Origin of the sequence: Streptomyces sp. NPDC096152 (assembly GCF_044763235.1) — a bacterium.
In the GTDB taxonomy this organism is placed as follows: Bacteria; Actinomycetota; Actinomycetes; order Streptomycetales; family Streptomycetaceae; genus Streptomyces.
The window spans coordinates 235,653-259,884 of the sequence record NZ_JBIWFW010000003.1 but is presented as its reverse complement, the minus strand read 5'-3'; the positions used below and the strand labels follow the sequence as shown (position 1 = coordinate 259,884).

The 24,232-nt window shown below is 72.1% G+C and carries 23 protein-coding genes, 1 tRNA gene and 1 pseudogene; 15 read left to right on the top strand and 10 right to left on the bottom strand.

Annotated features, from left to right (window positions below; translation table 11 throughout):
* The first annotated feature begins 57 nt into the window (after window positions 1-57).
* The 3 genes from ACIQ9G_RS11410 to ACIQ9G_RS11400 all read left to right on the top strand — a co-directional run bounded on the left by ACIQ9G_RS11410 (window position 58) and on the right by ACIQ9G_RS11400 (window position 1,090).
* Window positions 58-426, top strand: a complete 369-nt coding sequence (locus ACIQ9G_RS11410) for a WhiB family transcriptional regulator (protein WP_356185903.1) — start codon at window positions 58-60, stop codon at window positions 424-426.
* Window positions 423-746, top strand: a complete 324-nt coding sequence (locus ACIQ9G_RS11405) for a hypothetical protein (RefSeq protein WP_403608261.1) — start codon at window positions 423-425, stop codon at window positions 744-746. Before ACIQ9G_RS11410 ends, ACIQ9G_RS11405 begins: the two co-directional genes overlap by 4 nt.
* A gap of 134 nt (window positions 747-880) precedes the next feature.
* Window positions 881-1,090 carry a hypothetical protein gene (locus tag ACIQ9G_RS11400; RefSeq protein WP_403608260.1) on the top strand — a complete coding sequence of 70 codons (210 nt, stop codon included), beginning with the start codon at window positions 881-883 and terminating at the stop codon, window positions 1,088-1,090.
* 51 nt (window positions 1,091-1,141) lie between these two features.
* On the opposite strand, the gene ACIQ9G_RS11395 is transcribed toward ACIQ9G_RS11400, so the two are convergent.
* Both ACIQ9G_RS11395 and ACIQ9G_RS11390 read right to left on the bottom strand, forming a co-directional pair.
* A complete protein-coding gene (locus ACIQ9G_RS11395) occupies window positions 1,142-2,506 on the bottom strand; it encodes an ABC1 kinase family protein (RefSeq protein ID WP_403608259.1) in 1,365 nt (454 codons plus the stop codon).
* Window positions 2,499-3,713, bottom strand: coding sequence for a TOMM precursor leader peptide-binding protein (locus tag ACIQ9G_RS11390; protein ID WP_403608258.1), 1,215 nt, complete (start codon window positions 3,711-3,713; stop codon window positions 2,499-2,501). The genes ACIQ9G_RS11395 and ACIQ9G_RS11390 overlap by 8 nt, the downstream gene beginning before the upstream one ends.
* A 348-nt stretch (window positions 3,714-4,061) precedes the next feature.
* Here ACIQ9G_RS11390 and ACIQ9G_RS11385 point away from each other — a divergent pair, with 348 nt between their 5' ends.
* The 4 genes from ACIQ9G_RS11385 (at window position 4,062) to ACIQ9G_RS11370 (ending at window position 7,916) form a co-directional block, all read left to right on the top strand.
* The gene (locus ACIQ9G_RS11385; RefSeq protein WP_403608257.1) at window positions 4,062-4,658 is read left to right on the top strand and encodes a M48 family metallopeptidase; all 597 of its coding nucleotides are present in this window, start codon (window positions 4,062-4,064) and stop codon (window positions 4,656-4,658) included.
* Window positions 4,659-4,795: 137 nt separating this feature from the next.
* On the top strand, window positions 4,796-6,451 hold the full coding sequence (locus ACIQ9G_RS11380; protein ID WP_403608256.1) for a TerD family protein: 1,656 nt from the start codon (window positions 4,796-4,798) through the stop codon (window positions 6,449-6,451).
* A gap of 11 nt (window positions 6,452-6,462) precedes the next feature.
* Window positions 6,463-7,143, top strand: coding sequence for an AIM24 family protein (locus ACIQ9G_RS11375; RefSeq protein ID WP_403608255.1), 681 nt, complete (start codon window positions 6,463-6,465; stop codon window positions 7,141-7,143).
* A gap of 17 nt (window positions 7,144-7,160) precedes the next feature.
* Window positions 7,161-7,916, top strand: coding sequence for an AIM24 family protein (locus ACIQ9G_RS11370; protein WP_403608254.1), 756 nt, complete (start codon window positions 7,161-7,163; stop codon window positions 7,914-7,916).
* 94 nt (window positions 7,917-8,010) lie between these two features.
* Here the strand turns inward: ACIQ9G_RS11370 and ACIQ9G_RS11365 are convergent, their stop codons facing one another.
* On the bottom strand, window positions 8,011-8,526 hold the full coding sequence (locus tag ACIQ9G_RS11365) for an NUDIX hydrolase (RefSeq protein ID WP_403608253.1): 516 nt from the start codon (window positions 8,524-8,526) through the stop codon (window positions 8,011-8,013).
* Complete coding sequence (locus ACIQ9G_RS11360) at window positions 8,523-9,998, bottom strand: zinc-dependent metalloprotease (RefSeq protein ID WP_403608252.1); 1,476 nt, start codon at window positions 9,996-9,998, stop codon at window positions 8,523-8,525. Before ACIQ9G_RS11360 ends, ACIQ9G_RS11365 begins: the two co-directional genes overlap by 4 nt.
* Before the next feature lie 192 nt (window positions 9,999-10,190).
* Between ACIQ9G_RS11360 and ACIQ9G_RS11355 the strand changes: the two genes are divergently transcribed.
* The 4 genes from ACIQ9G_RS11355 (at window position 10,191) to ACIQ9G_RS11340 (ending at window position 13,451) form a co-directional block, all read left to right on the top strand.
* The gene (locus tag ACIQ9G_RS11355; RefSeq protein WP_403608803.1) at window positions 10,191-11,303 is read left to right on the top strand and encodes an SDR family oxidoreductase; all 1,113 of its coding nucleotides are present in this window, start codon (window positions 10,191-10,193) and stop codon (window positions 11,301-11,303) included.
* 205 nt (window positions 11,304-11,508) lie between these two features.
* Complete coding sequence (locus ACIQ9G_RS11350; protein WP_356185937.1) at window positions 11,509-11,970, top strand: molybdenum cofactor biosynthesis protein MoaE; 462 nt, start codon at window positions 11,509-11,511, stop codon at window positions 11,968-11,970.
* 165 nt (window positions 11,971-12,135) lie between these two features.
* Window positions 12,136-12,300: a hypothetical protein gene (locus ACIQ9G_RS11345; RefSeq protein WP_403608251.1), complete on the top strand. Its 165-nt coding sequence runs from the start codon at window positions 12,136-12,138 to the stop codon at window positions 12,298-12,300.
* Window positions 12,301-12,353: 53 nt separating this feature from the next.
* Window positions 12,354-13,451, top strand: a complete 1,098-nt coding sequence (locus tag ACIQ9G_RS11340; protein WP_403608250.1) for a PDZ domain-containing protein — start codon at window positions 12,354-12,356, stop codon at window positions 13,449-13,451.
* A 135-nt stretch (window positions 13,452-13,586) separates the two neighbouring features.
* Here ACIQ9G_RS11340 and ACIQ9G_RS11335 read toward each other — a convergent pair whose 3' ends face one another.
* Window positions 13,587-14,129, bottom strand: a complete 543-nt coding sequence (locus ACIQ9G_RS11335) for a PPA1309 family protein (RefSeq protein ID WP_403608249.1) — start codon at window positions 14,127-14,129, stop codon at window positions 13,587-13,589.
* A gap of 175 nt (window positions 14,130-14,304) precedes the next feature.
* Between ACIQ9G_RS11335 and ACIQ9G_RS11330 the strand changes: the two genes are divergently transcribed.
* The 3 genes from ACIQ9G_RS11330 to ACIQ9G_RS11320 all read left to right on the top strand — a co-directional run bounded on the left by ACIQ9G_RS11330 (window position 14,305) and on the right by ACIQ9G_RS11320 (window position 19,488).
* Complete coding sequence (locus ACIQ9G_RS11330; protein WP_403608802.1) at window positions 14,305-17,187, top strand: UPF0182 family protein; 2,883 nt, start codon at window positions 14,305-14,307, stop codon at window positions 17,185-17,187.
* A 248-nt stretch (window positions 17,188-17,435) separates the two neighbouring features.
* Window positions 17,436-19,268, top strand: a complete 1,833-nt coding sequence (locus ACIQ9G_RS11325) for a sel1 repeat family protein (RefSeq protein WP_403608248.1) — start codon at window positions 17,436-17,438, stop codon at window positions 19,266-19,268.
* 146 nt (window positions 19,269-19,414) lie between these two features.
* A tRNA-Met gene (locus ACIQ9G_RS11320) sits at window positions 19,415-19,488 on the top strand.
* A 161-nt stretch (window positions 19,489-19,649) separates the two neighbouring features.
* Here ACIQ9G_RS11320 and ACIQ9G_RS11315 read toward each other — a convergent pair.
* The 3 genes from ACIQ9G_RS11315 to hisN all read right to left on the bottom strand — a co-directional run bounded on the left by ACIQ9G_RS11315 (window position 19,650) and on the right by hisN (window position 21,607).
* A complete protein-coding gene (locus tag ACIQ9G_RS11315) occupies window positions 19,650-20,066 on the bottom strand; it encodes a Fur family transcriptional regulator (RefSeq protein WP_356185951.1) in 417 nt (138 codons plus the stop codon).
* A 157-nt stretch (window positions 20,067-20,223) separates the two neighbouring features.
* Window positions 20,224-20,637 (bottom strand): CBS domain-containing protein, encoded by a 414-nt coding sequence (locus ACIQ9G_RS11310; RefSeq protein WP_356185954.1) that lies wholly within the window; start codon window positions 20,635-20,637, stop codon window positions 20,224-20,226.
* A gap of 169 nt (window positions 20,638-20,806) precedes the next feature.
* The gene (hisN, locus tag ACIQ9G_RS11305) at window positions 20,807-21,607 is read right to left on the bottom strand and encodes a histidinol-phosphatase (RefSeq protein WP_403608247.1); all 801 of its coding nucleotides are present in this window, start codon (window positions 21,605-21,607) and stop codon (window positions 20,807-20,809) included.
* A 161-nt stretch (window positions 21,608-21,768) separates the two neighbouring features.
* Here hisN and ACIQ9G_RS11300 point away from each other — a divergent pair.
* Window positions 21,769-22,234, top strand: a pseudogene (locus tag ACIQ9G_RS11300) (TetR/AcrR family transcriptional regulator); the annotation flags it as partial.
* Window positions 22,235-22,761: 527 nt separating this feature from the next.
* Here the strand turns inward: ACIQ9G_RS11300 and ACIQ9G_RS11295 are convergent.
* On the bottom strand, window positions 22,762-23,085 hold the full coding sequence (locus tag ACIQ9G_RS11295) for a DMT family transporter (RefSeq protein ID WP_403608246.1): 324 nt from the start codon (window positions 23,083-23,085) through the stop codon (window positions 22,762-22,764).
* Between the two features lie 136 nt (window positions 23,086-23,221).
* Complete coding sequence (gene rsgA / locus ACIQ9G_RS11290; RefSeq protein WP_403608245.1) at window positions 23,222-24,232, bottom strand: ribosome small subunit-dependent GTPase A; 1,011 nt, start codon at window positions 24,230-24,232, stop codon at window positions 23,222-23,224.

Here is a 24,232-nt window from a genome sequence, read left to right as displayed (position 1 = left end):
GTACCCAGCCGACCCCCGGCCCACCGGCCGGACCGACCAGACGAGGAAGACGACCCCGTGCAACTCGAAGCGCACGCCCCGTCCGTACCGCCTTCCGAAACGATCCCCCCGCCCGGCCTCACGGAGGACTCCACCTTGACCCCGCTCACGGCGCTCACCGCGCTCGACGACGCCATCGAGAACCTCGGCGTACCCGTCCCCTGCCGTTCCTACGACCCGGAGGTCTTCTTCGCCGAGTCGCCGGCGGACGTCGAGTACGCCAAGTCCCTCTGCCGCACCTGCCCGCTGATGGCGGCCTGCCTCGCCGGCGCCAAGGAGCGGCGTGAGCCCTGGGGTGTCTGGGGTGGCGAGCTGTTCGTCCAGGGTGTCGTCGTCGCCCGGAAGCGGCCGCGTGGCCGTCCGCGCAAGAACCCGGTCACGGCATGAACACCACCGGAACGATCGACCGCCCCCTCACGCACGACCCCCAGAAGCAGGCCCCGATGAAGCCGTCCACCAGCGAGCCCGCAGGTTCCGCGACCGAAGACGTCACCACCACCGGCGCGAACGCGTCGCGTCAGAACAGGACCCGAGAGATGCAACTCATCCACGAAGCACTGGCCCGTGCGCATATGCACGAGCGACTGCGTGAGGCGGAGCGGGACCGCCGGGCCGTGCGCCTGGCCGCCGCCCGCCGGATGCAGCGCCGTGCCGAGCGCGCCTCGCGGCGCGCCCGGCGCGCGCTCGCCATCGCGGTCATGCAGTAACCCGTCACACCCACGAGCGGTGGCCTCCTCGACAGGAGGCGAAGCTCTCCCCGCGGGGGCCGGTCCGTGCGAACGGAGCGGCCCCCGCGGTGCGTTGCGGCCACCGAGCGACGGGCCGGAGGTATCGTCGCGGGGTGACGTGTCTTCCCGGAGGCAGTGACCACGGCGGCTCCTCGGCGGAGCGCCCGAGCGTCGTGTGCGCGCGCTGCGGCGCCCTGCCCGACGGCCCGCGACCCACCTGGACCTGTTCCGTCGAGGGCGGCGTCCGCCGCTACTTCTGCGACGCCTGCTCCCGGAAGAACCTCAGAGCGATCGAGGGGCGGCTCGACTCCCCCTGGTGGTGAGCGGTCCCCTCCCGGACTCGCCGTCCTGGAGGGTCATCTCCCGGGAACGGCTCACGCCTCAGCGGCAGCCTCCTCGTCCTCCGCGTCGGGCGAGAAACCCGGCAGCCACTCCTCCAGCTCGTCCCTCAGCCGCACCGTCGACCCCAGCTGACACAGCACACCGATGGTGCTGAGGGTCACCCGGTGTATCAGCAGGTACGCCGGGGGCAGGTTCAGCTGCTTGCCCAGCTGGTAGGCGGGGGAGCGGGGGTCGGCGATGCGGGCCGCCTGGCTGCGCATCCAGCCCCGGGTGAAGGTGAACTCGTCCGCCCGGGCCGGCTCGATGATCGGCAGGAGGTAGTCGAGCACGGCGTCGGGGTTCAGCTCGATCGACTCCCGGACGAAACCCTCCGCGCAGAGCAGCTCGTAGACCGCCTCCGCCTCACCGTCCAGGGTCATGCGGAGGGATTCGCCGATCGGCGTCGGCAGGCCGCCGGGAAGGCGGTCCACCGTGCCGAAGTCCAGCACACCGAGGCGCCACTCGTCCGCGCCGCCGGGGCCGCCCGGCAGCAGGCGGAAGTTGCCCGGGTGCGGGTCGGCGTGCAGAAGGCCGGTGCGGGCCGGGCCCGAGAACAGGAAGTGGGCCAGGAGCTGACCGGCGCGGTCGCGCTGCTCCGGGGTGCCGTCCGCGATCACCTCCGACAGGGGGACGCCCTCGATCCACTCGGTGATCAGGACCTCGTCGCGCTGGTGGACCACCGCCGGGACGACGATGTCCGGATCGTCGACGAACTCCTCCGCGTGGATCTGCTGGGCCTGGGCCTCCAGGGCGTAGTCCAGCTCCTCGGAGACCCGGTCCCGGAGCTCGGCGATCAGGGGCTTGATGTCCATGCCGGGGATCAGCGGGCCCAGCAGGCGGGCGAAGCGGCTCAGCTGGCTCAGGTCGGACAGGAGGGCCTCACCGGCGCCGGGGTACTGCACCTTGACCGCCACCTCGCGGCCGTCGTGCCACACCGCCCGGTGCACCTGGCCGATCGAGGCCGCGGCGGACGGCTTGTCCTCGAACTCCTCGAACAGCTCCCGCCAGTCCGCGCCCAGCCGCTGCTCCAGCACCGAGTGCACAGTGCGGGTCGGCATGGGAGGCGCCGCCTCCTGGAGCTTGGTCAGTGCCGCCCGGTAGGGGCCGGCGACCTCCTCGGGCAGGGCCGACTCGAAGACGGACAGGGCCTGCCCGAACTTCATCGCGCCGCCCTTGAGCTCGCCGAGCACCTTGAACAGCTGCTCCGCTGTGCGCTGTTGCAGTTCCCGGCCGACGATCTCCGCGGATTCGCCCACGATCCGTTTGCCGAGTCCCCAGGTCGCCCGCCCGGCGAAGCCGAGCGGAAGCGCGGCGAGCTTGGCGGTCCGGGTGACCGCCTTCCGGGGAAGATCAGACATGCGCCCTCCAAGTCCCAGCAGGCCGTGCCGCACCCGCCTGACGGCGGATCCTCGACGACGGCCGTTGCTCCGCCATTGTCTCGCGTCGCTCCCCGTTCTTTGAGGGGTGTTCCGTACTGGGCTTTTCCGTGGCTCCGCACGGGCAGTCACGATGCGGCCACACCGGGCGGACGCGCCAGTCCAGATCGGGCACGGACACCTCCCAGCGGGCGCCCCCGCTGGAGGGGCGTCCGCCGTCGAGGAAGGTGAGCGCGTGCGCGGCCGCCAGGCCGGCGACGGTGGTCGCGAGGGCCAGATCGCAGGGCCGCACCGGGCGTGCTCCGCCCGAGCGCCACTGCGCGACCAGGCGTGGCCAGGCCCCGTCCCGGTCCGCGCGGTCCCGGTGCAGACAGCCGGCGCAGCCGGTCTCGCCCGGCAGGACGAGGGGCCCCACGATCCCCGTACCCTCCACGACCCCGGCGTACAGATGTGGTGTTCCGGTCGCGAGGAGGTCCGTGGCCGCGGACGGGTCGGGTGTGTGCACCGCCACATCGTCCCGTGGGGCGAGGATCACCAGTGAGTGACCCGAATCACTCTCCTCGGCCGTGGTGTGCGGGTCGCGCCGCGCCGGGCGGTCCGGGGCGGCCCGGCGCACGGCCCGCCGTGCCGCCGCGTCCCTGCGCTCACCGACGGCCTCCGCGGGCAGTCCGCCCGGTGCGACGTCCCACGGCTCGACGCAGCCGCCGTCGCGCACGTCGACCTCTCCGACCCCCGCGCCGGACAGCACGGCCGCCAGCAGGGCGCCCACCCGGCCCGCGCCCCGGACCAGCACCCGCAGGTCGCGCCGGGCGGCCAGGCGCCTCATCGCGTCGCCCGGCGCGCGGGCCACCAGGGAGAGCGAGGCCAGGTCGGGGCGCAACCGGTCCATCACCTTTTTCTTCCCGCGCAGGGCGTCGGCAGCCGCACCGCCTCCCCGCGTGTCGTCGAGGAGTCCGGCGCCGGCCAGCCGCTCCACTAGCCCGTCGACATGGCCCTCGGGCAGGTCCATGCGGTGGCCCTCCTGCCGGAGCAGGGGCAGCCCGCGCGTGCCGTTGACCAGGTCGAGGAAACTGCCCGTCGCGGTGTCCATCGGACCCAGTGTCATCGCGTGCGCCGGAGTCATCCCGAACTGCACGGTGTTCAGATCGCGCCAGCCGCGCCTGAGCGCGGGTTTCACCATCGGATGCATGCGGACCCCCGTAGAGCCGAAGAAGTGCCGAAGAGGCGCGGGAAGGCGCCGGCGAAGCGCCGGAGCCGGAGCAGGTGGTCGAGAAGGTGCTGAAGGAGTTGCCGAAGGAGTTGTTGAAAGAGTTGCCGAAGGCCGGAGAAAGGACAGACGTCACAGAACGTCCCCAAGTGCCGGGGAGCCGGCCCTCGCCTCCCGACGAGTGCCAGCATGCCCGGTCCCGTCCGCCCGCGCCGAAAGTTGTCCACAGCCAGGGGATATTCGTCGTACGAATCAAACGCTGGGTGGGGGATCGGCACGGAACCGTCCCGGACCCGGGACTTCCCCGACTGCAGCGGGTAACGTCGGGGCGTGTCCGCCGACCCACTGCACCGCGCCGGAACGCCACAGCGCGGCAAGACGAGCCCGCCACCGAGCGGCTCCGGGGCGAGCGCGATCGAGGTCCGCAGGAGCGCCCGTCGCCGCAGGACGGTCTCCGCGTACCGCGAGGGCGATCGCACCGTCGTGCTCATCCCCGCCCGGATGTCCGAGGCGGAGGAGCAGCGCTGGGTGAGCGTCATGCTCGACAAGCTGGCCGCGCAGGAGAGCAGACGGGCGCTGGGCGACGCCGAGCTGGCCGCGCGTGCCGGGCGGCTGTCGGCCCAGTACTTCGACGGCCGCGCCCGGCCCCGCACGGTCCGCTGGGTCACCAACCAGAACACGCGATGGGGCTCCTGTACGCCTGCGGAAGGCAGCATCCGCCTCTCGCACCGCCTGCAGGGCATGCCGGAGTACGTCGTGGACTACGTGCTCCTGCACGAGCTGGCGCACCTGCTCGTGCCCGGGCACGGACCGGACTTCTGGCGGCTCCTGGAGGCGTATCCGCGCACCGAGCGGGCCCGGGGCTATCTCGAAGGCGTCGTCGCCGCGAACCGGCTGCCGCATCCGCCGGACGCGCGCGGGGAGTGACCCCTTCACGGTGGCGGACGCCCGCCGTCGCCCGGCAGGGATTCTGTACCGGGTCTGTACCGACTTCGTCCGGTGTCGGATTTTGCCATTAACCTGGCGCGACGCACTCGCTTCGGGATGGGGGACGGTCGTTACGCATGCCCAGGGAATTCCAACGCGGCCACAAGGCCAGGATCAGTGACCTCACCGCGGGCACGGATCTGTACGTAGGCGTGCAGATCTCCGGCCCCGGGCTGACCTTCGACATCAGCTGCTTCGGTCTGGACGCCGACGAACGTCTCTCGGACGACCGGTACTTCGTCTTCTTCAACCAGCCGAAGTCCCCCGAGGAGTCCATCCAGCTCCTGGGCGCCCAGGCGGGCGACACGGAGTCCTTCCGGGTCACGCTCGACCGGATCCCGCCGCAGATCAAGAAGCTGTCGTTCACGGCCACGCTCGACGGCGCCGGGCAGATGTCGCAGATCGGCCCCGGCTATCTGCGCATCGTGGCGGGCGGCGAGGAGGTGGCCCGGTACGCGTTCAGCGGCTCGGAGTTCACCACCGAGCGGGCCGTGATGCTGGGCGACTTCTACCTCAAGGACGTGTGGCGGTTCGCCGCCGTGGGCCAGGGCTTCGACGGCGGCCTGGAGGCGCTGCTGAAGAACTTCGGCGGCGAGGTCGCGGAGGAGGAGAGCCCCGCCCCGCAGCAGGAGCCGTCACAGGCCGGTGGCGCCCCGGGCTTCGCGCCGCCCGCGTTCGGCGCGCCCTCCGGTCCGGTCGCGCCCGCTCCGGCCCCCGCGCCGCAGCCCGCCCAGGGCTTCGGCCCGCCGGCGGGTGCGACCCCGCCGCCCCCGGCGCCCTCCCCGTCGGTGCACGCCGCGCCGACCATCGTCGCGCCCATGACCCCGCCGGGCGGCACCGTCCCGCCCCCGTCCCCCGCCCCCGCGCCCTACGGCCAGCAGCCCCCGTACGGCGGGCACCCCGGGCAGACGGCGCCCCCGCCCCCCGGCTACGGTCAGCCCCCGCACGCTCCGGTCCCGCCGCCCGGCTACGGCCAGCCCACGCCTCCGCCCGGCTACGGCCAGCAGCCCTACGGCCAGGTGCCGGGCCAGACCGCTCCGTACGGAGCGGCCCCACAGGGCGCTCCGCAGGGCGCCGGGGTGACCGCCGCGCTGCAGCAGTTCAAGGAGACGCCCACCGGCCAGCGCTGGACGCTGCAGAACAGCAAGCTCGTCCGCGCCGACCTCGGCATGGGCGGGCAGCCCGTGCTGGCCCGGCAGGGCAGCATGGTGCTCTACCAGGGCAAGGTCGACTTCAGCTACAAGGGCGCCGGCTTCGCGGGGCGCGTCGTGGGCAACGCCACCGGCCAGGAGATGCAGCTGATGCGCTGCACCGGCCAGGGCCAGGTGTTCTTCGCCGAGAGCTCCACCCACCTGCACCCCGTCGAGCTCCAGGGCGACGCGATCTGTGTCTCCGCGGAGAACGTCCTCGCCTTCGACGAGAGCCTGCAGTACGAGGTCCGCCGCGTCGAGGGACACGGCATCCCCGGCGGCGCCCTGTTCACGATGCAGTTCCAGGGGACCGGCACGATCGTCGTCAAGACGCACGGCACGCCCGTGGTGCTGCCCGTGACACCGACCACCTTCGTCGACTCCAACGCCGTCGTGGCCTGGTCCGCCGCCGCCCAGGTGATCGTCTCCAGCCAGGTGCGCATGCGCCGCAACGCCTACCCGGGCCACACCGGCGAGGGCGTCAACCTCCAGTTCCGGGCCGCGCCCGGCAACTTCGTCGTCGTCCAGCCCTACGAGGTCTGAGGGAGCCCGTCATGAACCAGCCGCTCGCGGGCTACGCCCCCGCACCCGTCACCGCCCGCATGGAGAACCACGGCGGCCACATGCTGAAGGTCGCCATGCAGACCGGCAACGACCTCCTCGCGCGCGTGGGATCGATGGTGGCCTACGAAGGGTTCATCCAGTACGAACCCAACCCGCCGGCCGTCCGTCAGATCGCCCGCGACTGGATCACCGGTGAGGGCGCGCCCCTCATGAAGTGCTCCGGCGACGGCCTGCTCTACCTCGCCGACTACGGCGCCGATGTCGTCGTCATCAACCTCAACGGCGACGCGATCTCCGTCAACGCCACCAATCTGCTCGCCTTCGACGCCTCCCTCCAGTGGGGCGTCGAGCGGGTCAAGGGGCTGGCGAAGTTCGCCGGGCAGGGCCTGTGGAACACCAAGATCTCCGGACAGGGCTGGGTCGCGCTGACCTCCCGGGGCAAGCCGATCGTCGTCGACTGCGGCGGCGGCGAGGACGAGACCTACGTCGACCCGGACGCGCTCGTCGCCTGGTCCCCGAACCTGAAGGTGAAGGGCAAGCGCAGCTTCAAGGCACAGTCCCTGATCGGCCGGGGCAGTGGTGAGGCCTACCAGATGGCCTTCTCCGGCCAGGGCATCGTCGTCGTCCAGCCCAGCGAGGACAGCACCGACCGCCTCCGGTTCCGGGGCTGAGGGGGAGCCAACACACCATGCAGAGCCCGCTTTTCGCCTTCAGCGACGTCCAGAGCCAGGACCGCTGGAGCCTGCAGAACAAGCAGATGCTGCGCGTCGCCCTGGAGGGCCACGACGACATCCTCGCCCGCAAGGGCACCATGGTCGCCTACCAGGGGCTCGTCGAGTTCGACGCCGAGTACCGGAGCAACAGCCAGGCACGCGCGCGTGCGCACACCGGCGAGGGCCTGGACCTCATGCGCTGCCACGGGCAGGGCACGGTCTACCTCGCCAACCTCGGCCAGTACGTCCACGTCATGGACGTCGAGCAGGACGGCCTGACGGTCGACAGCAGCTACGTGCTCGCGATGGACTCCTCGCTGCACCACGAGGTCATCGCCGTCGACAGCCTGTACGGCATCTCCGGCTCCGGGAAGTACCAGCTCAACATCACCGGCCGCGGCAAGGTCGCGCTGATGACCTCCGGCGCGCCGCTGATGATGCAGGTGACGCCCGACAAGTACGTCAACTGCGACGCCGACGCGATCGTCGCCTGGTCCACCGGCCTGCGGGTGCAGATGCAGGCCCAGACGCACTCCTCCGGGGTGTGGCGGCGCCGCGGCAACACCGGTGAGGGCTGGGAGCTCAGCTTCATGGGCAGCGGCTACGCGCTGGTCCAGCCCAGCGAGCTGCTGCCGCCGCAGAACGCCCAGATCGGGCAGGGCCTCGCCGCCCAGTTCGGCATGGGCCAGCAGGGAGCGCGGGGCCAGAACCAGGGGAACGTCTGGGGCTGACGGTCCGCGACTCATACGTAAGGGGCTGACCGCCGAGCGGCCGCCCCTTACGTATGAGTCCGGCACGTACGAGTCCGGCACGTGTGCGGTCGGGTCAGACGCGGGCCCGTGTCGCCTCGACCAGCCGCACGACGGACTCGTCCGCCACGTCCGCCACCTCGTCGTACGCGAACCAGCGCAGGTCGAGCGACTCGTCGCTGATGGCCTCGACGGCACCGGCGGGAGCCAGAGCCGCGTACGGCACGTCGAGGTGCCAGGCGCACGGCGTGTGATGGCGGTCCAGGCGCACCGGTCCGCCGGGCAGCAGGGTCAGCCCCGGGATGCCCGACTCCTCGGTCCCCTCGCGCAGGGCGGCCGCGGCCAGAGTGGCGTCGCCCGGCTCGCAGTGCCCGCCCATCTGGAGCCACATCCGCAGCTTCCGGTGCAGGGTGAGCAGGACACGGCCGCGCTCCGGGTCGAGGACCAGCGCGCTGGCCGTGATGTGCCCGTCCGCGCACGCCTTCCACAGGCCGTCCGGGTGCGTCTCCAGGTGCTCCAGATAGACCTGGCGCAGCTCTTCCTGGTCCCCGTACTCCTTGAGCACGAGGACCGCGTTGTCGTACAGGCTCACTCGGCGTCGTCGCCCTCGGCCTCGCCGCCGTCGCCCTTCTCCCGGCCCTTCTCCGGCTTCTCCGGGCCCTTCTCCAGGTCGGGCTTCCCGGCCGAGCCGCCCGCCGCCTCGCCGAGCATCTTGTCCAGCTCGGAGAAGTCCGGGTGCTCGTGGTGCACGAAGCCGTCCGGGTCGTCCAGGTCGGTCGCAGTCGGCAGCATGTCCGGGTGGGACCACAGGGCGTCGCGGCCCTCGACCCCGCGCGCGTCCGTGAGCGAGGCCCACAGGCGGGAGGCGTCGCGCAGACGACGCGGGCGCAGCTCCAGACCGATCAGCGTGGCGAACGTCTGCTCGGCCGGACCGCCCGAGGCGCGGCGGCGGCGCAGCGTCTCGCGCAGGGCGTCCGCGGACGACAGCCGGGGCTTCGCGGCCGCGTGCACCACCGCGTCCACCCAGCCCTCGACGAGCGCCAGAGCGGTCTCCAGACGGGCCAGGGCGGCCTTCTGCTCCGGGGTGTCCTCCGGCTGGAACATGCCCTGCTGGAGGGCGTCCTGGAGCTGCTCGGGATTCTGCGGGTCGAACTGGCCGACCACGTCCTCCAGCTTGGCGGTGTCGACCTTGATCCCGCGCGCGTACCCGTCGACCGCGCCGAACAGGTGCGAGCGCAGCCACGGAACGTGCGTGAACAGGCGCTGGTGGGCGGCCTCCCGCAGGGCGAGATACAGCCGTACCTCCTCCTGCGGCACGCCCAGGTCCTTGCCGAACGCCTCGATGTTCGCCGGCAGCAGCGCGGCCTTGCCGGCCGGGCCGAGCGGCAGGCCGATGTCGGTCGAGCCGACGACCTCACCGGCGAGCACGCCGACGGCCTGCCCGATCTGCGTGCCGAACATGGCGCCGCCCATGGAGCGCATCATGCCGATCAGCGGGCCGGCCATGGCCTGCATCTCCTCCGGCAGCACGTCGCCCATGGCGGTGCCGACGCGCTCGGCGACCGGGTCGACGAGCTCCTGCCACGCGGGCAGGGTCGCCTCGACCCACTCCGCGCGGCTCCAGGCCACCGCGGAGCCGGCGCCGGACGGCAGCGACGTCGCGTCGTCCAGCCACAGGTCGGCCAGGCGGACGGCCTCCTGGACTGCGGTGCGCTCGGCGGGGCCGACGCTCGCGTCCTTGGTGCCGTCCGCGGTGCCCTGGGACACCGTCTGGCGGGCGATCTGCTTGGCCATGTCCCAGTTCACCGGGCCGCCCTCGTAGGAGAGCATCTGGCCGAGCTGCTGGAACGCGGCGCCCAGGTCGGTGGGGTTCAGCGAACCGAACATGGCTGCGAGCGGATTGTCGGCGCCGGGCCCGCCAAGGCCTCCGGCTCCGGGCAGCCCGAAGCCGAACGGGTTGGCCGGTCCCTGCCCACCACCGCTCTCCTGGTCCTTCTTCTTGCCCTCGTCGCCGTTCTCCGGCTCCTCCGGCGGAAGGCCGAATCCGAATGGGGTGTCACTCACGGGGTTCCTCGGCTGGTAAGGCCACCGGTTCTCTCCGGCGGCGCGGCTGCCCGACAACACCACCCAGCGTAGACACCCCGAGCGGTTCGGGCCTCGGTGCTCCGCCCACGCAACGCCTGCGGCAGGATGGATGCCACCTGGTACGTACGCGTCATTCGCGCCCGTATGGAAGACAACCGCTGGAGACGCCCGGTGAGTTCCCCAGATCCACAGGTTCGCGCAGCGCGAAACCACGAAAGTACACCCGCCGTGCGCGGGCCCGTCGTCGCGGTCACCGGCGCCGCGAGCGGGGTCGGCGCGTTGCTCACCGAGCGGCTGGCCGCCTCCGAGGAGATCAAGCAGGTCATCGCCATCGACGAGCGGCGCGGGGAGTGCGCGGCCGCCCAGTGGCACATCCTCGACGTCCGGGATCCGGCCATCGCCGACAAACTGCGCGGGGCGGATGTAGTGGTGCATCTCGCCCTCGACCTGGACCTGGAGACCGACCCCGCCGCCCGGACGGCCTACAACGTCCGGGGGACCCAGACGGTGCTGACCGCCGCGGCCGCGGCGGGCGTGCACCGGGTGGTGCTGTGCACCTCGGCGATGGTCTACGGCGCGCTGCCGGACAACGAGCTGCCGCTGTCCGAGGACGCGGAACTGCGCGCGACCGCCGAGGCGACCGGCGTCGGCGACCTGCTGGAGATCGAGCGGCTGGCGCGGCGCGCCCCCCGCGCGCATCCCGGGCTCAACGTCACCGTGGTCCGCCCGGCCGTCCTGGTCGGCGGCACCGACACGGCGTTGACCAGGTACTTCGAGTCGCCGCGGCTGCTCGTCGTGGCCGGGTCGCGCCCCGCGTGGCAGTTCTGTCACGTGGAGGACCTGTGCGGCGCGCTCGAGTACGCCGTGCTGGAGAAGGTCGACGGGGAACTCGCCGTCGGGTGCGACGGGTGGCTGGAGCAGGAGGAGGTCGAGGAGCTCAGCGGGATCCGGCGCATGGAGCTTCCCTCGGCGGTCGCGCTGGGCGCGGCGGCCCGGCTGCACCGGATCGGGCTCACCCCGTCCCCGGCCGGGGACCTCGCGTACACGATGTACCCCTGGGTGGTCAGCGGGAGCCGGCTGCACGACGCCGGGTGGCGGCCGCAGTGGACCAACGAGGAGGTCCTCGAGGAGCTCCTGGAGGAGGTGTCCGGACGGCACACGGTCGCCGGACGCCGGCTGGGGCGCAAGGACGCGACGGCAGCGGGAGCCGCGGGTGCGACGGTCGCCCTGCTGGGCGCGGCCGCGGTGGTGCGGCGGGCCAGGAAGGCGCGGCGCCGGATCTGATCGGGATCCCCGCCTTCATGGTGGGCTCCGTGTCCCGGGGGAGGGCTCCGTGTCCGCGGTGGGCCTCGGAGGGCTCCGCGTCCTGGGAGGGCCGCGGAGAGACCTGTCGCAGGAGGCTCCTTGTAGGAGCCCCCAAGCCCGTACGCGCGCGTGCCGGGCGAAAGCGCTCTTCCCGCTGCTTCCGCGCGTGCGGCACGATGGGGGCATGGCATCCTCCAACGATCACCCCGGCGAGCAGGCCGCCGAGGACCCGGTCAAGCTGATCGGCGTCCGGGAGACCCCCCTCTCCGTCGACGAGGTCTTCCGGGCCGTCGGGGACGACGCGGCGGGCGGGGTCGCCCTCTTCGTGGGCACCGTGCGCAATCACGACGGGGGTGCCGACGTCGACGCGCTCGGCTACTCCTGCCACCCCAGCGCCGAGGCCGAGATGCGGCGGATCGCCGAGAAGGTGGTCGCGGAGTACCCGGTACGCGCACTGGCGGCCGTGCACCGCGTGGGGCAGCTCGCGGTGGGCGACCTGGCCGTCGTCGTCGCGGTGTCCTGCCCGCACCGGGGAGAGGCCTTCGAGGCCTGCCGGAAGCTGATCGACGACCTCAAGCACGAGGTGCCGATCTGGAAGCACCAGCGCTTCTCCGACGGCACCGAGGAGTGGGTGGGGGCCTGCTGAGGGCGCGCCGCCCGGGCCGCCGAAACCAGCTGCACCCCTCCGCCCCACCACCGGTTGCGTAACCGCACCCCGGGCATGAGCGTTGTCAGTGCGGATGGTTAATCTGCTGATCACGAAGTTGCGGTCGGTCGCTCGAGGTCGGTCCGTCGGGGTTGGGAGGTCGGCATGGCTGCGCTCGCCTGGTTGCTGATACCGCTGGTGGCCGCGATAGGCGCCGGCCTGTGGGGGAGTTGGGCGAACCGGACCCGCAGGGTCCGCAGCGACGGCCCGGAACTCGACGGGTACGCGCGTTTCCGCGAGGCCATGGAGAGGTCCCACACCGGCACATGACGGGCTGGCAGCCCTGACGGTGCGCTGACAGGTGCGTCCCGTAGTGTCTAGTCATGCCACGCCGCACCGCGACGATGCTCGCCTCCACCCTGATGCTGATCGCGCTTCTGTGCGCGGGTGTGTTCCTCCCCGTGCCGTACGCGGAGATGAGCCCGGGGCCGACGGTCAACACCCTCGGTGAGCACGACGGCGAGCCGGTGCTGCAGATCGCCGGGCACAAGACCTACCCGACCGACGGTCACCTCAACATGACCACCGTCCGGGTCACCAGTGCCGACTACCGGATGAACCTGGTCGAGGCCGTCTACGGCTGGCTCGCGCACGACTACAAGATCGTTCCGCACGACACGCTCTACCCCGACGGAAAGACGGAGGAGCAGTCGACCCAGGAGAACGCCGAGGAGTTCAGCCAGTCCCAGGAGAGCGCCAAGGTCGCCGCGCTGAAGGAACTCGATGTTCCGGTGCAGTCCTGGGTGATCGTCTCCACGGTGGTCAAGAACACCCCGGCCCAGGGCAGGCTGCACGCCGGTGACGTGATCAAGGCCGTCGACGGCACCGCGGTGAAGCAGCCCTCCGACGTCGCCAAGCTGGTCACCAGGCACAAGCCCGGCGAGGACGTCGTCTTCACGATCGTGCCCGCCAAGGAGCAGGCCGCCGCCGAGAAGGCGCGCAAGCCCGCGACCGCCACCAAGGACGTCACGATCAGGACGGCGCAGTCGACCGACAGCGGCACCAAGCGCGCCATCGTCGGGATCTCCGCCGGAACGGACCACACGTTCCCGTTCTCGATCGACATCAAGCTCGCCGACGTCGGCGGACCGAGCGCCGGCCTGATGTTCGCCCTCGGCATCTACGACAAGCTCACCCCCGGCAGCCTGACCGGCGGGAAGTTCGTGGCCGGCACCGGGACGATCGACGACCGGGGCAAGGTGGGACCGATCGGCGGCGTCGAGATGAAGACCGTCGGCGCGCGCGAGAGGGGAGCCCAGTACTTCCTGACGCCCGCCGACAACTGCGCCGCCGCTGCCAAGGACACTCCCGCGGGGCTCACCCTCGTCAAGGTGAACACCATCGGCGACGCGCTCGGCGCCCTGGCGGACATCCGCTCCGGGAAGACCGCCGACCTGCCGAAGTGCACGGCCAAGGGCTGAGGCCCGGCCCACCGCTCACAGCCGAGGACGGAAAGCCCGCGACCTGTCGCCGAAGGGCCGAGACGCCGAGGCGCACCGCACGTGACCGGGGGCGCCCCACCGTCGGGGCGCCCCCGGTCATGTCCTCCAGGGCCCTCAGTCCTCGAAGGTCGCCCGCAGGGCGTCCGCCAGCCCCGGCACCAGGTCGGGGCCCGTGAGGACCTCCGTCGGTGAGTCCTTCTCCCGCAGCCGCAGGGCCGACTCCCGCGCGCCGTCCCGCAGGACCGCGACCGTCATACGGACCTCCTGGCGCTCGGGGTGGTCCGCCACCCACTTCGCCAGTTTCGCCCCGTCGAGCCCCTGCGGGACCTGCGTCTCGGCGGTCGGCGGCAGCATCAGGCGCTCCACGGTGAGCGCACAGCCGGCCACCGCGTCGGGCCAGGCGATCGTGCCGAGGAAGTCGTCGAGCGGCCGGTCCGCCGGGATCTCGTCCTGCTCGATCGGGGTGAGGCCGGAGGCCTCCTGCTCGTCCCCCAGGCCGAGCTGCTCCGCGAGGGCGGGTTCCTGGACCCGGAGCCGTGCGGTGTCTACGAGGGCGAAGAGGCGAGCGGGCTGGTCCCAGCCGAGGCCGGAGGCGTACTCGTCGATCTCGAGTACGGCCCGGGTGAGGGGGCTCGCTGCCATGGGAGTGTTGGACATGGTCACAATCCTGCCTCGTTCCCGCCCGGAATCGGGAACCGAGTAAACCCTCAGTAAGTTGCATAGGTGTGGGCCCACGATCACGGGGGCCCACCGGACGGTCCACGGACACGGGGACTGACGCAACGACAGCGAATCAACAGCGAACTTCGAGGTGCGCACCTTGGCTTTCCAGATGCCGGACCGCGGCGGAGGCCCCACGGGGCCGCGGATCAGAGTGGGCCGCCCGTCCCGGCGCGTCCGGACCCTGCTGATGACCCTGGGCGTCCTTGCCGTGCTCGGCATGGCGTTCACCATGTTCGCGGGGTTCTGGACGGACTGGCTGTGGTACCGGTCGGTGCACTACTCGTCCGTGTTCACCACCACGCTGTGGACCAAGATCGGGCTGTTCTTCGTCTTCGGCCTGCTGATGGCGGCCGCGGTCGGCTTCAACATCTGGCTCGCGCACCGGCTGCGGCCCCCGCTGAGCGCCATGTCGATGGAGCAGCAGAGCCTCGACCGATACCGGATGGGGATCGCGCCGTACAAGAAGTGGCTGCTGTGCGGTATCACCGCCCTGGTGGGCCTGATCGCCGGCGCCTCGGCGGCGAGCCAGTGGCGGACCTGGCTGATGTGGGTCAACGGCGTGCCCTTCCACCAGCAGGACCCGCAGTTCCACCTCGACGTGGCCTTCTACGCCTTCGACCTGCCGTGGTACCGCTTCCTGCTCGGCTTCGGCTTCGCCGCCACGATCCTGTCCGTGATCGCCGCCGCGCTCACCCACTACCTGTACGGCGGGCTGCGCGTCACCAGCCCCGGCGCGCGCGCCACGGCCGCGGCCACCGGGCATCTGTCGGTGCTGCTCGGCGTCTTCGTCGCCCTCAAGGCGGTCGCCTACTGGCTCGACCGGTACGGACTCGCCGTGAAGTCGAGCGACTTCAAGGCGACCGGCAACTGGACGGGCCTCCGGTACGTCGACGCCCACGCCTACCTGCCGGCCAAGACGATCCTGTTCTGCATCGCCGTCATCTGCGCGCTGCTGTTCTTCGCCACGCTGTGGCGGCGCACCTGGCAGCTGCCCCTCATCGGCTTCGGCCTGATGGTGCTCTCGGCCATCCTCATCGGCGGCCTGTACCCGGCGATCGTCCAGAAGTTCCAGGTCCAGCCCAACGAGCAGGCCAAGGAAGCGCCGTACGTCGCGAAGAACATCAAGGCGACGCGCGAGGCCTACGGCATCGACGACACCCAGGTGTCCGAGTACGCGGGGGAGAGCACCGCCAAGGACAAGTCGAAGCTGCGCGGCGACGTCGACTCGGCGGCGAGCATCCGCATCCTGGACCCGAACATCGTCTCGCCCACGTTCCAGCAGCTCCAGCAGATGCGGAACTACTACACGTTCCCCAACAATCTGGACGTGGACCGCTACGCGCGCGACGGCAAGGTCCAGGACACGGTCGTCGGCCTGCGCGAGCTGAACCTCGCGGGCATCCCGAAGAAGAACTGGATCAACAACCACTTCCGCTACACCCACGGCTACGGCGTCGTCGCGGCCAAGGGCACCGAGGCAGAGAGCAACGGCCGGCCCGTCTTCACCGAGTCCGACCTGCCCTCCAGCGGCCAGCTGGGGACGTACGAACAGCGGGTCTACTACGGCGAGAAGACCACCACCTACTCGATCGTCGGCGGTCCCCAGAAGGAGATCGACTACTCCGACGACAACGGCGAGAAGACCACCAGCTACCAGGGCCGGAGCGGGGTCAGCCTGTCCAGCCCGATCAACCGCGCCGCCTACACGGCGGCGTTCGGGGAGCCGCAGATCCTCTACTCCGGCGCCATCGGCGACGGCTCGCGGATCCTGTACAACCGCACGCCCAAGGAGCGCGTCGAGGCGGTGGCGCCCTGGCTGACCATCGACGGCGACGCCTACCCCGCGGTGGTGGACGGACGCATCCAGTGGATCGTCGACGCCTACACGACCACGAACGGATACCCGTACGCCTCCCGGACGACCCTGGGCGACACGACGGCCGACTCGCTGACCTACAACAACAACCAGCGTGCGGTGGTGGCCCAGCAGAACCAGGTCAACTACATCCGCAACTCGGTCAAGGCGACCGTCGACGCCTACAGCGGCGAGGTCAGGCTGTACCAGTGGGACGACGAGGACCCGGTGCTGAAGACCTGGATGAAGGCCTTCCCCGGGACGGTGAAGCCGAAGACGGACATCTCCCCGGAGCTGATGGCCCATCTCCGTTACCCGCAGGACCTGTTCAAGGTCCAGCGCGAACTGCTCACCCGCTACCACGTGCAGGACGCGCAGACCTTCCTCAGCGGCAGCGAGGTGTGGCAGGTGCCCAACGACCCGACGAACAAGTCGGGCAACGCGGTGCCGCCGTACTACCTGACCATGAAGATGCCCGACCAGACCGCCCAGGCGTTCTCGCTGACGACGACCTTCACGCCGAACGGCCGGGACAACCTCAGCGCCTTCATGGCGGTGGACTCCCAGGCGGGCACGAAGGACTACGGCCAGATCAGAGTGCTGAAACTGCCGACGAGCAAGACCGTCGACGGTCCCAAGCAGGTGCAGAGCCAGTTCAACTCCAACTCGCAGCAGAACATCGCCGAGTTCGTCCGGCTCATCAGAGGCGGTGACTCGGAGATCGAGTACGGCAACCTGCTGACCGTGCCGCTCGACGGAGGACTGCTCTATGTGGAGCCGGTCTACGTACGCGGCGGTGGACTGAAGTACCCCCTCCTGCGCAAGGTGTTGGTGACCTACGGCGGCACCACCGCGTTCGAGAACACCCTCGACGAGGCGCTCGACGCGGTGTTCGGCGCGAAGGGCTCGACGACCCCGCCGCCGGACAACGGCACCGGCAAGCCCCCGGTGTCGAGCAACCCGACCGTCCAACAGGCGCTCAAGGACGCCCAGAAGGCCTTCGACGACGGTCAGGAGGCCCTGAAGAAGAGTGACTGGCAGGCCTACGGCAAGGCGCAGCAGGACCTCCAGGACGCCCTGAAGCGGGCCGAGCAGGCGCAGTCCCAGCCGGCCCGGCGAAGCGGCGGCACAGGGTAACGGCCGTGCCGTTCGGGCCGGATGAAGACGGCTGACGGAGGTTGACGCCCGAAGGCCCGGATCCCCCGCGGGATCCGGGCCTTCGACGTGTGCGAACGCATGTGCCGACGTGACGGGTGGCCGTGCCGTCGTGGGGAGTTGGGCGATCTGTGTTTGACTTGTCTCTCTGTGGGCATGTCGACAAAACGCTGAAGTGACCTCACTGGCTGCGGTATACCAGGTGTACCCAGGTTGCAGGTGGTGCGACGATGGACGTTATGGGGGACAAGGCAACTCTGTTCGAGACAGGGCGATTTGTGCAGGCCTCCGATCCCGATGAGATCGGAGGCGAGACCCGGGACGAGACCGGGCAGGCCGCCGACGAGGCCGCCGAGGAGGTACGCCGTCGGCTCGCCGCCGAGGCCGGCGACGTGGAGGCGATGAGTGTCCTCGGGGCCATGCTGCTGCGCAGCGGCGACCTCGACGGAGCCGAGCCCCACCTGCGTGCCGCCACCGCCGCGGGCGACCGCGCCGCCGCCAACAACCTGGGAGTCCTGCTGCACCAGCGCGGATACGCGGACGAGGCCGCCGGGTGGTGGCGGATCGCCGCCGTCGCCGGGTCCGCGGCGGCCGCGCACGCGCTCGGGCGGCACCACCGCGAGCGCGGCAACGAGCCCGCCGCCGAGTACTGGCTGCGCCAGTCCGCCGAGCAGGGGCACGCGCTGGGCGCGTACGCGCTCGCCGATCTGCTGGAGCACCGCGGGGACGCGGCGGCCGAGCGCTGGATGCGGCTCGCCGCCGAGCGGGGGCACCGGGAGGCGGCGTACCGGCTGGCGCGGGCCGTGGACCGCAAGGCCGCGCAGGACCCCGACGGTGACAACGGTGTCGGGCCGGCGGAGGAGGCCGAGCAGTGGTACCGGCAGGCCGCCGCGCGCGGTCACCGGCGGGCCGCCCTGCACCTCGGGGCGATCCTGGAGAAGCGGGGCGACCTCAAGGAGGCCGGACGCTGGTATTTGACGTCCGCCAAGGACGGGGAGGCACGGGCCGCCTGCGCGCTCGGCTTCCTGCTGCGGGACGCCGGCGACACCGAGAGTGCCGCGGTGTGGTGGCTGAGGGCCGCCCAGGACGGCGACGGCAACGCGGCGAACGCGCTGGGCGCCCTGCACGCCGAGCGCGGCGAGACGCAGACCGCCGAGCGCTGGTACCGCGCGGCGATGGACGCGGGCGACGTGAACGGCGCCTACAACCTCGGGCTGCTCTGCGCCGAGCAGACGCGGACCGCGCAGGCCGAGCAGTGGTACCGGCGGGCGGCCTACGCCGGGCACCGGGAGGCGGCGAACGCGCTGGCGATCCTCCTGCTGCAGGGCGGGGACACCGCCGGCGCCGAGCCGTGGTTCTCCAAGGCCGCGGAGGCGGGCAGCGTGGACGCCGCGTTCAACCTCGGCATCCTCTACGCCGGGCGGGGCGCCGACGCCGAGGCGCTGCGCTGGTACGAGCGTGCCGCGGCGGCCGGGCACACGGAGGCCGCGCTGCAGGTGGGGATGGCCCGGTTGCGCGACGGGGACGAGCCGGAGGCCGAGCGGCATCTGCGGTGCGCGGCCGGCGGCGGGAGCGCGGAGGCGGCGTACCGGCTGGCGGCCCTGCTCGACGCGCGGCGCCCGCCGGCGCCCGCGCACGAGCTCGGCGAGCCGGCGGTGCACGAGAAGACCGAGTGCGAGGAGTGGTACGAGCGGGCGGCCTCCCAGGGGCACCGCCGGGCCCAGGTCCGGGTCGGGATGCTGGCCGCGGCCCGGGGGGACGTGGTCGAGGCGGCCCGGTGGTACCGGGAGGCCGCGGAGGCCGGGTCGCGCAACGGCGCCTTCAACCTGGGGCTGCTGCTGGCCCGGGAGGGGAGCGAGCCGGAGGCGGCCGTGTGGTGGACGCGGGCGGCCGAGGCGGGACACGGGCGGGCGGCGCTGCGGCTGGCCCTGGTCTACGCGCGCCGGGGAGAGCTGGCCGAGGGGCAGCGGTGGGCCGACCGGGCCGTGTCGCTCGGGCCGGCGGAGGTCGGGGCGCGGGCGGCGCGGCTGCGGGACGCGCTGCGCGAGGAGCTGTCCGCCTAGGCGCTGCCGGGGCCGGCGGGGATCCGTCGGTCCCCGCCGACCGGCGCGGCCCGGCCCCAGTCACCCCGCCCGGCCGGTCCCCGCCGCCCCCTCGCGGAAGCGATTTGCCTCCGCGCCCGGCGATCACGTAGTGTTTCACCTGTCGACGCGGGGTGGAGCAGCTCGGTAGCTCGCTGGGCTCATAACCCAGAGGTCGCAGGTTCAAATCCTGTCCCCGCTACTGAAGGCCGAGGGCCGGAGTCCGATCAAGGATTCCGGCCCTCGGTGTTTTCGTGTCCGCCCGGCTTCTTAGCGTGTTCTCTTCCCCGGGCACAGCGAGAACCCCGGCATCCAGAGGACGCCGGGGTTCAGCGAGAAGGGGCGATCAGCGGAAATCCCTGGTCAGGCCGCCGCACAGGTCGGGCACAGACCGCGGTACGTGACCTCGACGTCCGAGACCGTGAAGCCGAAGCGCTCCGAGTCGGGGAGGTCCGCCAGCGGGTTGCCGACCGGGTGGACGTCCCGGATCGCGCCGCAGCCGGCGCAGACCAGGTGCTGGTGCGGGCGGTGCGCGTTGGGGTCGTACCGCTTGGCCCGCCGGTCCGTGGCGACCTCCAGCACCTCGCCGAGGGAGACCAGCTCACCCAGCGTGTTGTAGACGGTCGCCCGGGAGATCTCGGGCAGCTTGGCGACGGCACGCGCATGGACCTCGTCGGCCGTCAGATGGACGTGTTCGCCGTCGAGGACCTCGGCCACGACACGTCGCTGCGCGGTCATCCGCCATCCGCGTCCGCGCAGCCGTTCCAGAAGGTCGCTCATGGAAACCAGCCTAACAGCCGGTAAGGCCAGGTTCCGAACGAGTGTGAACTTGGAGCTCGGCTTGACTTAGACACGATCCATTGTGGGAGTGATGTCCGCGCGCCGGGGCGGCGGGCCGGAGCCCCTCTCCGAGGGGCGCCGGCCCGCTCGCGCGGGTTCAGCCGGTCAGTGACCCGGCCGCCGTGGCCGCGGGCTGTCGCCCGGGTGCCCAGCAGCGGATGATGTCGCGGACCGAGACGATCCCCGCCGGTTCCCCGCCGTCGAGGACGACGAGATGACGGAAGCCGCCGTGCGCCATGGCGCGGGCCGCCTCCTCCAGGGACCAGGACGGGGTGGCGAAGACGACGTCGGTGGTGGTGTGGGCATGGGCGCGCTCCGTGTCCGGGTTCTGGCCCCGGCCGACGGAGTTGAGGATGTCGCGTTCGGTGAGGATGCCGACGCCGCCGGCGTCGGGGTCGAGCACCACGGCCGCGCCCACACGGCGTGCGGACATCAGGGCGGCTGCCTGGCGGAGGGTGTGTGCGGGGCCGACGGTGAGGACCACCGTGCTCATGGCGTCACGGACGAGCATGGACTGGAGCCACCTCCTACCGGAACCCGCGACGGAACGGCGGGGACGCCGCTAGTTCGCGGATTCACAAGTTCACAAGTGGGGGAACTCTCAGAGTCGCAGGCAAAGCGGGAGTCAACAAGAGGGCGCACGCGGCCGGTTGGGGGCGCGGGGCCCAGTCCCGCGCTTCTCAGGGGCGCCGGTTGAGATACGCCAGCAGGTCGTCGTGCAGCAGGCCGTTGGACGCGGCCGCGTTGCCGCTGTGCGGACCCGGCCGGCCGTCGAGACCGGTGAAGGTGCCGCCGGCCTCCGTGACGACGACCGCGGTCGCGGCCATGTCCCACAGGGACAGCTCGGGTTCGGCGCAGAGGTCGACCGAGCCCTCGGCGACCATCATGTACGGCCAGAAGTCGCCGTACGCGCGCGTGCGCCACACCTGGCGGGTCAGGTCCAGGAAGCCGTCGAGCCGGCCCTGCTCCTCCCAGCCGCTGAGCGAGGAGTACGCGAAGGAGGCGTCGGCCAGCTTCCCGACGCGGGACACCCGCAGACGGGACGCCTGCGACAGACTTCGGCCACTGAATGCGCCGTGCCCCTTGGCGGCCCACCAGCGGCGGCCGAGGGCGGGGGCGGAGACGACGCCCACGACGGGCTGGTAGCCGCTCTCCCCGGCCTCCATCAGGGAGATCAGCGTGGCCCAGACCGGCACACCGCGGACGTAGTTCTTGGTGCCGTCGATCGGGTCGACGACCCAGCGGCGCGGGCCGGTGCCCTCGATGCCGTACTCCTCGCCGAGGACCGCGTCGCGGGGGCGGGCGCGTTGCAGCTGGCCGCGGATGAGTTCCTCCGCCGCCTTGTCCGCCTCGCTCACCGGAGTCATGTCCGGCTTGGTCTCCACCTTGAGGTCGAGGGCCTTGAAGCGGGCCATGGTCGCGGCGTCGGCGGTGTCCGCGAGGACGTGGGCCAGACGCAGGTCGTCGAGGTAGTCGGGCATGCAACGAACCGTATCTGCCGGGGTCGGGGCCGGGCCACACCGGGCGGGGCCGCCCGCGCACACCGTCGGCCGGCGGGCGCCCCCGGAGGCTCTCGCGCCCTCTTGACAGTGCTGTCGAGCGCGTCAAATCTGGGCGCAGAGTCGCTCGCCCCGGGGAGGCGATGATGCCTGCAGCGCGGGATTCCCTGTTGGACGCCGCCCATACGGCGCTGGCGTGCCGTCCGTGGGCCGCCGTGCGGATGGTCGACGTGGCCGCGGCGGCCGGAGTCTCCCGGCAGACGCTCTACAACGAGTTCGGCAGCAAGGAGGGCCTCGCGCGGGCGCTGGTGCGCAGGGAGGCGGACGGCTTCCTCGCCGGGGTCGAGCGCGTGCTCGCCGCCCACGCCGGCCCCCGGGAGCGGCTCACGGGCGTCGCCGAGTGGACCGCGTCGGCCGCCCGGGGGAACGCGCTGGTCCGGGCCATGCTCACCGGCTGCTGGAGCGAGCGGCTGCCGTCCCCGACGCTGTCGGCCGTGCCCTCGTCCTCCGCGGTGCCGGCGCAGCGCCGGGCCGACGGGCCGCTGCCGTCACCCGCCGACCTCGTGGCGATCGTCCGCGACCGGGCGGTGGCGGTCCTGTCGGCGCCGTCGGCCGTGCCCGGCCAGGCCGCCCCCTCCGGACCGGCCGCCCGGAGCGGCCCCGCTGCTCCGTCCGGCGCCGGCGCCCTGCCCGGCGTGACGGCCCAGCTCGACCCGGGCGCGCTGCCCGGTCAGACCGTCCCGCCCGACCCTGGTGCCAGTGCTCGGACCGTCCCGCCCGACCCCGGCGCCGCCGCCCAGCCCAAACCGGTCACCCTGCCCCGACAGACCGTCCAGTACGGCCCAGGCGCCCCGCCCGCCCCCGCGGTCCCGCACGGGCCGGGCACCCCACCCGCTCCCACCGTCCAGCACGGCCCCGGCGCCCCGCCCCCGGCCGCCGTGTCCCAGGCGGACACCGTCGAGCTCAGCCGTACCTGCGAGTTGGTGGTGCGGCTCGCGCTGTCGTGTGTGGCCGCCCCGCCCGGCGAGGGGATCGCCGAACTGGTGACCGCCACCCTGCACCGGCACCCGCTGTGAACCCGCTCCGGGCCACCCCGCACCTGTCCCGCACCCGCCCGGAAGCCCCTCCGGGCTCGCTCAGTGCGCGGAACCGGACAGCTGGAGGCCGATCACGCCGATGATGACCAGGCTGATCGAGACGATCTTCAGCGTCGACACCAGGTCACCGAGGAAGACCATGCCGTAGATCGCGGTGCCCGCCGCGCCGATGCCGGTCCACACCGCGTAGGCGGGACCCACGTCCAGCTTCTTCAGGGAGAGGGTGAGCAGACCGAAGCTGCCCAGGGCGAAACTGGCGAAGGCGATGGTCGGCCAGAGTCTGGTGAAGCCGTGGGACAGCTTCAGGCACACGGCGAAGCCGGTCTCCAGCAACCCGGCCACGATGACCAGCAGCCACGCCATGGCTGTCCTCCCGTACGTCAGCGTTCCGTGACCGCGTCGTCGACCGCTTCGTCGTGTTCCGCCGGGGTTCGGCCCGGATCGGGCTCCGTGCGATTATGCACTTGCCAAGCCGTGGACCTCACAAACCACCCGGAGGTCAGTCGCCTTCCTTGCGCTCCCGGGTGGCCAGCAGCCGGCGCAGCGAGTACAGGCGGGCGGGGTCCGCGTGGCCCTCGGCGACCCATCCGTCCAGCGCGCAGTCCTGCTCGTCGTGACTGCACGCCCGCGGACAGCCCTCGGTGCCCGGCTCCAGGTCGGGGAAGGCGTGGATGACCCGGGACGGGTCGATGTGGGCGAGACCGAAGGACCGGACGCCCGGGGTGTCGACGACCCAGCCCCCGTCCCCGGACAGCGGCAGCGCCAGCGCCGAGGTGGTGGTGTGCCGGCCCCGGCCCGTCACCGCGTTCACCACTCCCGTCAGACGCCGCCGGTCCTCCGGCACCAGCGCGTTGACCAGGGTCGTCTTGCCGACGCCGGAGTGGCCGACGAAAGCGGTGACCTTGCCGTCCAGATGCTCGCGCGCCCGGGCGGCCGCGTCGCCGTTCTCCAGCTCCTCGCGGCTGGTGACGACGTACGGGATGTCGAGGTCCCCGTACAGCTCCAGGAGCTTGTCCGGCGGGGCGAGGTCCGACTTGGTCATGACCAGCAGGGGGGTCAGGCCGCCGTCGTAAGCCGCCACCAGGCAGCGGTCGATCAGCCGCGGGCGGGGCTCGGGGTCGGCGAGGGCGGTGACGATGGCGAGCTGGTCGGCGTTGGCGACGACCACGCGCTCGTAGGGGTCGTCGTCGTCCGCCGTGCGGCGCAGGACGGAGGACCGCTCCTCGATGCGGACGATGCGCGCCAGGGTGTCCTTCGTGCCGGACAGATCGCCGACGAGGGCGACCCGGTCGCCCACGACCGCCGCCTTGCGGCCCAGCTCGCGGGCCTTCATCGCGACGATCGTGCGGCCCTCGACCAGGCAGGTCAGCCGGCCCCGGTCGACGGTGAGGACCATGCCCCCGGCGGCGTCCTCGTGCTTGGGGCGGATGTGGGTACGGGGCCGGTTGCCCTTGCGGTTCGGGCGGGTCCGGATGTCGTCCTCGTCGGTGTGCTTGCCGTAGCGGCGCAT